Source organism: Diaphorobacter sp. JS3050 (genome assembly GCF_013154915.1).
In the GTDB taxonomy this organism is placed as follows: Bacteria; Pseudomonadota; Gammaproteobacteria; order Burkholderiales; family Burkholderiaceae_C; genus Diaphorobacter; species Diaphorobacter nitroreducens.
This window is the reverse complement of record NZ_CP053553.1, coordinates 1,380,001-1,392,118: the sequence shown is the minus strand read 5'-3', so window position 1 is coordinate 1,392,118 and position 12,118 is coordinate 1,380,001. Positions and strand designations below refer to the sequence as shown.

Below are 12,118 nucleotides of genomic sequence, written 5' to 3'. Positions count from 1 at the left end.
TGTGCATGCGCGCCACAAGGTCTTATGCTATCGAATCAATAGCTTCTAGCGCTTGTCCTCAAAGCGCCAGCGCCTTGTTTCACTCATCATCGTGCGCATCCAGGCCCAGTTCCTGGATCTTGCGCGTGATGGTGTTGCGGCCGATGCCCAGGCGCTGCGCCGCTTCCATACGCCGCCCGTGCGTGGCCTGCAGCGCCGTGCGGATCAGGCGCGACTCGAAACGCCGCGTGAGCACGTCCCACACGTCGGCCTGGCCGCTGCGCAGCAACTGCTGGGCCTCGCTCACCAGCGCGGGCTCCCAGCCCATGCCATCCAGGGCCGCAGCCTGGTCGGTGCGCGTGCCCGCCGGCGCAGGCGGCAGCGCGGGGGCCGACGCGCTCGTCGCGCCAGCGGCGACCTCGTCCGCCACGCCCTGCAACGGCGCGGCGGGATGCGGCGTGGCCTCCAGCACCTCGGGCGGCAGGTCCTGCGCCGAGATGACCTGCGCGGGCGCCATCACCGTCAGCCAGTGGCAGATGTTCTCCAGCTGGCGCACGTTGCCGGGGAAGGCAAAGCGTGTGAGCAGGGCCAGCGCCGCGTCGGAGATGCGCTTGGGCTCCACGCCCAGCTGCCTTGCGCTGCGCTGCAGAAAGTAGCGTGTGAGCATGGCCACGTCTTCGCTGCGCTCGCGCAGCGCCGGCAGGCGCAGGCGGATCACGTTGAGGCGGTGGAACAGGTCCTCGCGGAAGGCCCCGTCCTTCACGCGCTGCTCCAGGTTCTGGTGCGTGGCGGCGATCACGCGCACATTGGCCTTCACGGCGGCATGGCCGCCCACGCGGTAGAACTGACCGTCCGACAGCACGCGCAGCAGGCGCGTCTGCAGGTCGAAGGGCATGTCGCCGATTTCGTCGAGGAACAGCGTGCCGCCCTCGGCCTGCTCGAAGCGCCCGCGCCGCTGCGTCTGCGCGCCCGTGAAGGCGCCGCGCTCATGGCCGAAGAGCTCGCTCTCCAGCAGGTCCTTCGGGATGGCCGCAGTGTTGATGGCCACGAAGGGCCCACCCGCCACGGGCGAGTGCTTGTGCAGCGCGCGTGCCACGAGTTCCTTGCCCGAGCCGGATTCGCCCGTGATCAGCACCGTGACCACGCTCTGGCTCAGCCGGCCGATGGCGCGGAACACGTCCTGCATGGCGGGTGCCTGGCCCAGCATCTCGGGCATGGCGGTGAGCTGCTGCTCGGCGACCTCCTCGCGCTGGCTCTCCTCCACGGCGCGGCGGATCAGCTCCACCGCCTTGGGCAGGTCGAACGGCTTGGGCAGGTATTCGAAGGCGCCGCCCTGGAAGGCGGACACGGCGCTGTCCAGGTCGGAATACGCCGTCATCACGATGACCGGCAGACCAGGTTGCAGGCCGCGCACCTTCTCCAGCAATTGCAGGCCGGAGCCACCCGGCATGCGGATATCGCTCACTAGGACCTGCGGTCCCTGGTGGGTGGGGTCGCCCGCGGCCACATCGGCCAGCGCGTCCAGTACATCGCGCGCCTGCGTGAAGCTGCGCGTGGGCAGGTTTTCGCGCGCCAGCGCCTTTTCGAGGACGAAGCGGATCGAAGGGTCGTCGTCTACTATCCAGATCGGCTTCATGTGTTCCAGCTCCCTTTACCTTTACCCGTTGGGGTCGTGCGTGTCAGGGACTCAAGGCAGTGGTATGAGGATGCGGAAGTCGGTGCGGCCCGGCTGGCTCTCGCACTCAATGAGCCCATGGTGTCGCTGCACAAAGGTTTGCGCCAGCGTCAAGCCCAGTCCAGATCCCCCGTCCCGCCCCGTCACCAGCGGATAGAAGATCCGCTCCTTGATGGCTTCGGGCACGCCCGGTCCGTTGTCGATGACATGCAATTCCAATGCCAGCCGGTAGCGTTGGCGCCCGAACGTGACCTGCCGCGCCACGCGCGTGCGCAGCGTGATGACCGCGTCGCCCGCGGCAATGCGCTCGTGCAACGCCTGCGCCGCGTTCTGCACGATGTTCAGCACGGCCTGGATGAGCTGCGCGCGGTCGCCGCGAAACTCAGGGATGGAGGTGTCATAGTCGCGCAGCACGGCCAGGCCCTGCGGATGCTCAACCAGTACCAGGGAGCGCACGCGCTCGCAGACCTCGTGGATATTCACATCGCCGACGAGGTGCGGGTGGCGGTGCGGCGCCAGCAGCCGATCCACCAGGCTTTGCAGGCGGTCGGCCTCGTGGATGATGACCTGGGTGTACTCGGTCAGGTCGCGGCTTTCCAGCTCCATCTCCAGCAGCTGCGCCGCCCCTCGGATGCCGCCCAGCGGGTTCTTGATCTCGTGCGCCAGATTGCGGATCAGCTCCTTGTTGGCCTGCGCCTGCTCGCGCAGCCGCTCCTCGCGGTCCTGGCGCGCCTGCGCCTCCAGGGGCCACAGCTCTACGATCACGTCGCCGCTGTGCTCCACCACCGCCACGCTGGCGTGCACCGGCAAAGGCTCCTGCGGCGAGCGGCGCAGCACGGCTTCGAAGCGCAGCGCCGCGAAGTCGCGCCCGCGCGCGCCGGCCAACGCCGTCTGCAGGATGGTCGGATCGGTGAACAGGCCTGCGAAGTCCACGCCTTCCAGCGTGCGGCGCGACAGGCCCAGGGCGTTTTCCAGCGCAGCGTTGACGAAGAGGGCCGCCCCGCCGGGGTGCAGCACGGCAATCAGCGTGGAGACGAGGTCCAGCGCCTGGTAGCGGTCCGTTGGGGTGGGCTCTTGGATGATCGCGCCTTTGTGCCGCACGCGGGGACCGCGGCGTTTACTTGTTCAGGCGCGAGAGTTCGCGCTTGATGCCGGCCACATCGGCCTCGGCCCGGGCCACGCTGGCCTTGAGCTCGGCCGTGCGCTCGATGTAGCCCTGCGGGTTGCGCAGCTCCAGCGCCGTGCGCTGAGGCGAGCCGTCGTTGTACTCCTTGCGCAACTCGGCCAGGCGGGTTTCCGCCTTGCTCAGTTCAGACTCCAGGATGGCGCGCGCATCGGCGTCGCGCGCACGTTGGTCGGCCGCGCCCACGCGCGGAGCGTTCGCGGGCGAACTGCTGGCGCTGGCACCGGAAGCGCCGGCGCTGCCGCCCGAGGAGGCCGCCGCCGGTCGCGAACCCTGCAGCACCGTCACATTGCCACCTTCCACGAGCTTGCAGCCGCGCTCCTTGGCCTGCGTGGCGTTGTTGGTGTATTCGTTGCCGCAGCGGTAGATGCGGTCCTGCGCCCAGGCGGGCTGCAGCACGGCGGCGATAACGGTCAGGGCGAACAAAGTGCTTTTCATCGAATTCCTCACATGGCATGCGTCGGGCATGCGCGGTGCCGGTGAGTATCCCCCAATCATTCCAACCCGCCAATTGCGGCGGCCCAACGCTGCGGTTTTGGTGCGACGGGCTGCCGTGCTCCGTCCACCCGGCACGCAGCCCGCCCATAGAAAAAGGCGGCCGGAGCCGCCCTGTTGACAACAGCCGGGGGCCTAAGCCCCTGCCATCACAGCGAGTAGTACATGTCGTACTCGACGGGATGCACGGCCATGCGGAAGCGCGTGACTTCCTGCATCTTCAGCTCGATGTAGGCGTCGAGCATGGAGTCGGTGAACACGCCGCCCTTGGTCAGGAACGCGCGGTCCTTGTCCAGCGCTTCCAGCGCCTGGTCCAGGCTGTGGCACACGGTGGGCACCAGCTTGTCTTCCTCGGGCGGCAGGTGGTACAGGTCCTTGGTAGCGGCTTCGCCCGGGTGGATCTTGTTTTCCACGCCGTCCAGACCCGCCATCAGCAGGGCCGCAAAGCCCAGGTAGGGGTTCATCAGCGGATCGGGGAAGCGCGCTTCCACACGGCGGCCCTTCGGGTTGGCCACGAACGGGATGCGGATGGAGGCCGAGCGGTTCTTGGCCGAGTAAGCCAGCTTCACCGGCGCCTCGAAGTGCGGCACCAGACGCTTGTAGCTGTTGGTGCCCGGGTTCGTGATGGCGTTCAGTGCGCGAGCGTGCTTGATGATGCCGCCGATGTAGTACAGCGCGAAGTCCGACAGACCCGCATAGCCGTCGCCGGCGAACAGGTTCTTGCCGTCCTTCCAGACCGACTGGTGCACGTGCATGCCCGAGCCGTTGTCGCCGTGGTAGGGCTTGGGCATGAAGGTGGCGGTCTTGCCGTAGGCGTTGGCCACGTTGTGGATCACGTACTTCTGCAGCATGGTCCAGTCGGCACGCTCCACCAGCGTGCTGAACCGGGTGCCGATCTCGTTCTGGCCGGCACCGGCCACTTCGTGGTGGAACACCTCGACCGGAATGCCCAGGGATTCAAGGATCAGGGACATCTCGGCGCGCATGTCCTGCGTGCTGTCGACCGGGGGCACGGGGAAATAGCCGCCCTTGGTGGTAGGACGGTGGCCGCGGTTGCCCCCTTCGAGCTTGGCGCCGGTGTTCCAGGGGGCTTCGTACTCTTCGATCTCGTAGAAGGTGTGGTTGGGATCGGTGCTCCAGCGCACGCCGTCGAAGATGAAGAACTCGGGCTCCGGGCCGAAGTAGGCCGTGTCGCCCATGCCGGAGGCCTTCAGGTACGCCTCGGCACGCTTGGCGATGGAGCGCGGGTCGCGGTCGTAGGCCTTGCCGTCGGCCGGCTCCACCACGTCGCACGCCATGATCATGGTGGTTTCTTCGAAGAACGGGTCGATGTTGGCGGTGTTCGGATCGGGCATGAGCAGCATGTCCGACGCCTCGATCCCCTTCCAGCCGGCGACCGACGAGCCGTCGAACGCATGGCCCGAGGCGAACTTGTCTTCGTCGAAGTGCGAGATCGGCACGGTGACGTGCTGTTCCTTGCCGCGGGTATCCGTGAAGCGGAAGTCCACGAACTTGACTTCGTTTTCCTTCACCATCTTCATCACGTCTGCAACGGTCTTGGCCATCAGGGTTCTCCAGGGATAGAAGTGCTCATCAACAATGATGCGCACAGAAAAGCAGTTTGCGTGCCAGCGAATGGGGACACCCGTACGGGGCAAGCCGGGCGCAGAGCCCTGCGACGGCGCACCAAACGCGTGCAGGATTTTAAGTGGCCCGCCTTCTTACCATTTGCGCACCATTTCAGGGCCTATGGATGCACCTGTTTGGTGCAAACCTTCCTGCAGCGCCTGCCACGCGGCAGGCACCAAGGCAGCGGCCCCCTTGACGCCCAATTCCACATGGCGCCCGTGCACCGGATGGTCCACGCTCGGCAGGCTGAACACCTTGATCCCCGGATGTCCGGCCTCGACCCGCTCCATGAGCGGGGTCAGCGCGGCTTCCATCGCGCCGTAAAGCACGACGGAGCGCTCCATCTGCGGCTGCTGGTTGAACCACCGGGCACAGTAATGCTGGAGTGCCCAGTCCACCATAGGCCAGGCCATGACCGGGAACCCCGGCACGAAATGCACCATGCCGCCCCCAGGGCCGTCACACGAGAAGCCGGGGATCTTGTTGTAAGGGTTGGGAATGATGCGCGCGCCCTCAGGAAAAACGCCCATGTTCAGCCGATGCAGATTGTCGGCGCGGTCGGGGTCGAACGCCTCGCCCTGCTCCCGTGCCACATCCTGCATGCGCTCGGTGATCAGGCGCTTGGCCTCGGGGTGCAGGACCAGCGGGCGTTGCAATGCGGCCGCCGCGCACTGGCGCGTGTGGTCGTCGGGAGTGGCACCAATGCCGCCGCAACTGAACACGATGTCCGACGAGGCAAAGGCCCGCTGCAGCGCCGCCGTGATGCGCGGACGGTCGTCGCCTACGTAGTCCGCATAGGACAGCGCAAGCCCGCGTGCCGCAAGCAGTTCGATGACCTTGGCGAGGTGCTTGTCCGCCCGCTTGCCCGAGAGGATTTCATCGCCAACGATGATGAGGCCGAAAGCCGGTGTCATGGGTTGTCCTGCAGGTGAGACGAGGATGGCAAAGAAGACGCTGGCGTTGCGGGCGCGGCGGTTGCAGGCGTATCGCCCGGCGGCCGTTCGCCTCGCTGCTCGCGCAGCTGTTGCAGCGCGGCCAGACAGAAATGCGTGAACCACAGCGATGAGAAGGCGAACACCAGCGTATAGATCCAGATGGCGATCGGCACCAGGACGAGGAACGCCGCTGCGAACACCACGCCCGACGCCCAGACAATGCCGGGCGCGGCCCCTAGAAATCCGCTCAGCACGCCAATGCTCAGCAGGCTGAGCTGATGGCGCTTGAAAATCTCCTGCCGCTCCGGCTTGCTCGCGTGTTCGGCCAGTGCGTCAAAGGCCATGACCCGGTAGGTGAGCCATCCCCAGATGAGCGGAGGCAGGATCAACACCAGCGGCGGGACCAGCCACAGCGGCATGGACAGCACCAGCGCAATGAGCGCCGCGATGGTCGACCCCAGAGACCACAGCACGCTGGCGAGGAATGAACCGCCCCGCTTGCGCTGCAGTTGCGCAAAACGCCGCTGCGCCACCAAAGTCACGATGGCAGGGGCCATCAATACGGCCACCGCGAGCACGCAGACAATGACGATCAGCGGCGTGGCTCCCATGAGCACCAGCAGCGGCGCCAGCGCCACGGGCAGGTTATCCACGCCAAAGTTGTGCAGCCACCCCCACAGCAGGCCCAGCCAGGTGGAGCTTTCCAGCGCCGTCTGCGTCCAGGCCACGGCAGTCGTCCAGAACAGGTAGCCGCTGCCCAGCGCCACCACCGTGATCAGCACCAGCGGCAGCAGCGACAGCGCAATGACGCGCGGCATCAGGCAATAGCCCACTGCGCGCCAGAAGGAATCGATGAAAAGCCCCATGCGCGCGAGCATAGCGCGATCGGCTCTCTACGCCCGCCCCACCAGCCGCAGCAGGCCGCGCCACTGCTGCGCCCAGAACCCCTGCCCGTAATCACGCACGCGGCCGTCCGCGTCCGCCTCCACCTGGTCGCGCACGCCCGTGGGCTCGTAGCGGTGCTCGAAGTTGGCCGTACCGAACAACATGTCCCACCACGGCAACAACACGCCGAAGTTATTGCCCCCCAGCACTGCCGCATGCGGGTGCTGGTGGGTTCCCTGCCCAGGCGCAGCTTCAGGGCCCAGGCCCATGGCGTGGTGCATGCGGTGGAAACGCGGGCTGACCCACAGGCGCTCGCCCACCTGGCCGAACCACAGGTGCAGGTTGGCGTGGTGCAGGTTCTCGCTGAGCTGAGTGAGGGCCACGATGGCGACAAACTGCCCCGGCGCCACACCGATGCACTGCGCGACGAACACGATGATGGCATCGCGCAGCAGATCGTCCAGCAGATGGTTGCGGTTGTCGCTCCACATCGTCATCTGCCGCTGCGAATGGTGGAGCGCATGCAGCCTCCACCACCATTCAAAGCGGTGCTGGCCGCGGTGGATCCCATAGTCCACGAAGTCGAACACCAGCAGGTACAGCAGCAGGCTCACGACGGGCAAGTCGGAGACACCCGGCCAGAGCGCATCCAGCTGCAGGGTCTTCCAGCCATGGGCGCGCAGGGCGCCAAACAGTGCATTCCACAGAGGCTCCGTGGTGAAGAACAGTGCCAGGCGAAAAAGACCCAGGCGATGGATCAGCGTGTAAAGCATGTCCACGTGCACGGCACCACGGTCGCGCAACGGCTCCACCGGGCGCCAGCGCTCCAAAGGCCCGATCACCGTGACCATCACCCCCAGTTGCAGCAGTCCCACCAGCAGCCACCCGGTGGCGGCATAACCGTCCTCCAGCACATTGGCCTGGCCCAGCATGAAGAGCGCGGGCTGTACCAGCGTCTCGAACAGCCATTGCTGCGCGGTATCGAATAAATAGGTCAGCCCTGACATGAGTCACCGTGGCGTTGCGTGGGTGCGCGGCAGCATAGCCGGGCGTTGTGTCATTTTCTCTGCGCTTGTGCTCCGTACACAGGATGCTCGCGCAGCGTGCGAAAGCACAGGCCCCGCGCCTTCAGGCCTTTGACGAGAGGTTCCAGCACAGCGGGTGCCCATGGATCCTTGCGTGACCAGATGCCCAGATGCGCCAGCAGGATGTCGCCGTCACGAACGGTGCGCAACGCACGCTCCAGCAGGGCCGTATTGCTGTAGTGGTCGCTGGGCAGCTCGTCCCCGAGGAACCCTGCAGCACTCCATCCCACATGCGTATAACCGCAGGACTTGGCAGCCTCCAGCAGGCGCTGCGAGGTCTTGCCGCCCGGCGCGCGGAATAGCGGGAGCGGCTCCCGGCCCGTCAGGACACGCAACCTGCTCGCAGCGCCATCGATCTGTGCGCAGTATTGCGCCCCCGTCATCGTCAGGTCCTGACCTGCCTGAGGACCGGCCGATGGTCTGACCTTGAACCGCGGCTGCAGCGGCGTCCCCTGGTCGGCACGCCAGTACACATGGTGCAGCGTGTGCGATGCGAACTCGTGCCCTTCTGCAGCGCGCGCGCGCCACCAGGGCGCCCAGTAGCCATCCAGGCTGCTGCCGCCCGTCTGAGTCGGTTCGTCTGCGGCAAAGAAGGTCGCCTTGACCTGCTGGCGCTGCAGCACCTCGGCCACCAGATGCGCAACGCCCATGTGGCCAGTGTCAAAAGTCAGGTACACCGCGCCTTTGCAGTCATTTTGGCCTGTAGCGCTTGCTGGATAAGCGCAAGCAGCTATCAAAATTGAAGCAAAACAAATATGCCACGTCCGCCGTGCTCCGGGGGAGCGGCCGCGTGGCTCAGCGCCTGGCATGTCGGAGTGTCCAAACGCCGTGGGGAGACTTGCCCACTTGAACGGCCCGTGCCACCTTGCGCTCCACCGTGTCGATCACGAGCATCTTGCGCGCCCAGCGGGCGCTGACGTAGAGCCAGCGACCATCCGCCGAGACATCCATGCAGTCCGGCCCGCCGGGCGCCGGATAGCCATCCACCACGCGCAGCGCCTGCATGTCGATCTTGCTGATGGTATTGGCCACTCGGTTGCTCACGAACAGATGGCGACCGTCGCCCGCAGCGCGAAAGGCATGGGCGCCATCTCCCGTCTTGATGCGTTGCACGCTGCGCGGCTGCTCACCGACAATATCGAAGACCTCCACGCTATCGCTGCCGGTAAGGCCGACAAAAAGATGCTTGCCGTCGGGGCTGCCGTACACATCCGCCGGCATGGCACCTGTCTTTGTGCGCCACTTGATCTTTTGCGTCGATATATCGATGGCCACCAGCTCATCGCTGTCCTGCATGGTCGAATACACCGTGCGGCTGCCGGCATCGATCCACAGGTGGCTTGGCGTCTTGCCAGTGGACACGCGCTGCACGAGCGTGAGCTCCTTGCCGTCCCAACGGTAGAAGTCCACATGGTTGAGGCGGTTGGCCGCCGTGACCAACCATTTCATGTCGGGTGAAAACCGCAAGTGGTAAGGATCCACGATCCCCCGCACCGTACGCTGCACTTGCGCAGTGGCCGGGTCCACGAAGGTCAGGCTATCGCCGAGCGCGTTGGCAACAATCAGCGATTTCTCGTCAGGCGTGAGGTACAGGTGGTGCGGCTCCTTGCCAGTGGCAATACGGCCGATTTCGGTCCAGGTCGCGGGGTCGATGACGCTGATGTCCGCCTGCAGCGAATTGAGAACGAACACCGGTGGCTCACTCGCACCAGCGGACGTTCCCCACACCAGCCAAGCAGCCCACCACGCGCATGCCACGCGCCTCATCATCTGATTGACCACCCTGCTCCCCTTCCTACTGGGCACCCGCCTGCGAACATTCGGACATCACTCACAGAAGTGACTTGCAGACAACGGACGCGATGTGCGCGACGTTGACGCAACCGCCTATTGGATCGCGACGGGCGCAGACCACTTGTCTGTCTTTCGCTACCGCAGCAGGGCGAGGTCCTCTTCGCCGAGCCAACGCCACTCCCCCGGCTGCATATCCGCCGGCAATGCCAAACGGCCGATGTGCGACCGATGCAAGGCTTCCACCCGATTGCCTACCGCGGCAATCATGCGCTTCACTTGGTGGTACTTCCCTTCCGTCAGGGTCAGGTCAAGCACATGCGCGTCGACTAGCGCGCAGGCAGCCGACCGCACAGGGCGTGGGTCATCATCGAGCACCACACCTTCCAGCAAGCGGTCGACCTGTTCCTTGGTCACGGGATGCTTGGCAGTCACACGGTATACCTTTGGCACATGCTTTTTGGGCGAACTCATGCGGTGGATGAATTGCCCATCGTCACTGAGTAACAGCAAACCGGTGGTGTCCTGGTCCAAGCGCCCCACGGCCTGCACACCATCCACAGCACCCTTGCTGGGCCTCTGCCTAAGCGGAGCGGGCAACAACGTGTAGATGCTGGGATAGGCCGATGGCTTCTGCGAACACTCGGTTCCTGCAGGCTTATGGAGCATGACATAGGCCTTGGGTTGGTATGGCCAATCCACTCCTTGAACGCGCAACACCAAACTTTCGACATCAATATCCTGCGTCGCGTCTTGGCAGATCGTGGGCTCTCGGGTGCCTGTCGCATGAATGGCAACTCTGCCCTGCTGAATCAAGCCGGCGCAAATGCGGCGCGTGCCGAATCCTTGCGAATAGAGAATGTCCTGAAGCTGCATGAAATACGGCGTTATCGCTGCAAAGCAAAACGCCCTCCCACTGTTGTAGTGGGAGGGCGGTTTGGGCTGTAAGAGCCTGACGATGACCTACTTTCACACGGGAACCCGCACTATCATCGGCGCGAAGTCGTTTCACTGTCCTGTTCGGGATGGGAAGGAGTGGGACCAACTTGCTATGGTCATCAGGCATAAAGGGTTGCTGAGCAGTGAGGACTGCACAGCGAATTCATAGAGTCTGTGAATCAGCGTGGATTTGATTGCGTACTTGGCATAACAGTCTTGAACTGCGATTGGCAGTCAAAGTTATAGGGTCAAGCCGCACGGGCAATTAGTACTGGTTAGCTTAATGCATTGCTGCACTTCCACACCCAGCCTATCAACGTCGTGGTCTACAACGACCCTTCAGGGGGCTCAAGGCCCCGGCAGATCTCATCTTGAAACGAGTTTCCCGCTTAGATGCTTTCAGCGGTTATCTCTTCCACACTTAGCTACTCGGCAATGCCACTGGCGTGACAACCGATACACCAGAGGTGTGTCCACTCCGGTCCTCTCGTACTAGGAGCAGGCTTCCTCAAATCTGCAGCGCCCACGGAAGATAGGGACCAAACTGTCTCACGACGTTTTAAACCCAGCTCACGTACCTCTTTAAATGGCGAACAGCCATACCCTTGGGACCGACTACAGCCCCAGGATGAGATGAGCCGACATCGAGGTGCCAAACACCGCCGTCGATATGAACTCTTGGGCGGTATCAGCCTGTTATCCCCAGAGTACCTTTTATCCGTTGAGCGATGGCCCTTCCATACAGAACCACCGGATCACTATGTCCTGCTTTCGCATCTGCTCGACTTGTCAGTCTCGCAGTTAAGCACGCTTATGCCATTGCACTATCGTCACGATGTCCGACCGTAACTAGCGTACCTTCGAACTCCTCCGTTACGCTTTGGGAGGAGACCGCCCCAGTCAAACTGCCTACCATGCACTGTCCCCGATCCAGCTAATGGACCTAGGTTAGAACCTCAAACGCACCAGGGTGGTATTTCAACGTTGGCTCCATGAGATCTAGCGACCTCACTTCAAAGCCTCCCACCTATCCTACACAGATCCGTTCAAAGTCCAATACAAAGCTACAGTAAAGGTTCATGGGGTCTTTCCGTCTTTCCGCGGGGAGATTGCATCATCACAAACATTTCAACTTCGCTGAGTCTCAGGAGGAGACAGTGTGGCCATCGTTACGCCATTCGTGCAGGTCGGAACTTACCCGACAAGGAATTTCGCTACCTTAGGACCGTTATAGTTACGGCCGCCGTTTACTGGGACTTCAATCAAGAGCTTGCACCCCATCATTTAATCTTCCAGCACCGGGCAGGCGTCACACCCTATACGTCCACTTTCGTGTTTGCAGAGTGCTGTGTTTTTATTAAACAGTCGCAGCCACCGATTTTTTGCAACCGCTTTTGGCTCCCTTTGTACAAGTTCACCTACTTGCGGCATACCTTCTCCCGAAGTTACGGTATCAATTTGCCGAGTTCCTTCTCCTGAGTTCTCTCAAGCGCCTTAGAATACTCATCTCGCGCACCAGTGT

At 63.7% G+C, this 12,118-nt stretch carries 10 protein-coding genes and 2 rRNA genes (1 of these 12 cut by a window edge); all 12 read right to left on the bottom strand.

Annotated features, from left to right (window positions below):
- Nucleotides 1–79: 79 nt before the first annotated feature.
- On the bottom strand, nucleotides 80–1,615 hold the full coding sequence (ntrC, locus tag HND92_RS06840; RefSeq protein WP_103738720.1) for a nitrogen regulation protein NR(I): 1,536 nt from the start codon (nucleotides 1,613–1,615) through the stop codon (nucleotides 80–82).
- A gap of 51 nt (nucleotides 1,616–1,666) precedes the next feature.
- Nucleotides 1,667–2,737 (bottom strand): nitrogen regulation protein NR(II), encoded by a 1,071-nt coding sequence (gene glnL, locus HND92_RS06835; RefSeq protein ID WP_047351613.1) that lies wholly within the window; start codon nucleotides 2,735–2,737, stop codon nucleotides 1,667–1,669.
- A 34-nt stretch (nucleotides 2,738–2,771) separates the two neighbouring features.
- Nucleotides 2,772–3,275: a hypothetical protein gene (locus HND92_RS06830; RefSeq protein WP_015912808.1), complete on the bottom strand. Its 504-nt coding sequence runs from the start codon at nucleotides 3,273–3,275 to the stop codon at nucleotides 2,772–2,774.
- Between the two features lie 206 nt (nucleotides 3,276–3,481).
- Nucleotides 3,482–4,897: a type I glutamate--ammonia ligase gene (gene glnA / locus HND92_RS06825; RefSeq protein WP_047351607.1), complete on the bottom strand. Its 1,416-nt coding sequence runs from the start codon at nucleotides 4,895–4,897 to the stop codon at nucleotides 3,482–3,484.
- A gap of 156 nt (nucleotides 4,898–5,053) precedes the next feature.
- A complete protein-coding gene (locus HND92_RS06820) occupies nucleotides 5,054–5,875 on the bottom strand; it encodes a molybdopterin-binding protein (RefSeq protein ID WP_172206593.1) in 822 nt (273 codons plus the stop codon).
- Entirely contained in the window at nucleotides 5,872–6,762 is an 891-nt protein-coding gene (locus HND92_RS06815; RefSeq protein WP_253940112.1) for an EI24 domain-containing protein, read from the bottom strand. The genes HND92_RS06820 and HND92_RS06815 overlap by 4 nt, the downstream gene beginning before the upstream one ends.
- 27 nt (nucleotides 6,763–6,789) lie before the next feature.
- The gene (locus HND92_RS06810) at nucleotides 6,790–7,788 is read right to left on the bottom strand and encodes a sterol desaturase family protein (RefSeq protein WP_172206591.1); all 999 of its coding nucleotides are present in this window, start codon (nucleotides 7,786–7,788) and stop codon (nucleotides 6,790–6,792) included.
- A 50-nt stretch (nucleotides 7,789–7,838) separates the two neighbouring features.
- Nucleotides 7,839–8,675, bottom strand: a complete 837-nt coding sequence (locus HND92_RS06805) for a polysaccharide deacetylase family protein (protein ID WP_172206590.1) — start codon at nucleotides 8,673–8,675, stop codon at nucleotides 7,839–7,841.
- On the bottom strand, nucleotides 8,662–9,636 hold the full coding sequence (locus HND92_RS06800) for a beta-propeller fold lactonase family protein (protein ID WP_172209187.1): 975 nt from the start codon (nucleotides 9,634–9,636) through the stop codon (nucleotides 8,662–8,664). The genes HND92_RS06805 and HND92_RS06800 overlap by 14 nt, the downstream gene beginning before the upstream one ends.
- Nucleotides 9,637–9,795: 159 nt before the next feature.
- The gene (locus HND92_RS06795; protein ID WP_172206589.1) at nucleotides 9,796–10,533 is read right to left on the bottom strand and encodes a 16S rRNA pseudouridine(516) synthase; all 738 of its coding nucleotides are present in this window, start codon (nucleotides 10,531–10,533) and stop codon (nucleotides 9,796–9,798) included.
- Nucleotides 10,534–10,607: 74 nt separating this feature from the next.
- A 5S ribosomal RNA gene (gene rrf / locus HND92_RS06790) occupies nucleotides 10,608–10,720 on the bottom strand.
- Nucleotides 10,721–10,840: 120 nt separating this feature from the next.
- Nucleotides 10,841–12,118, bottom strand: a 23S ribosomal RNA gene (locus HND92_RS06785) (it continues 1,597 nt past the right edge of the window).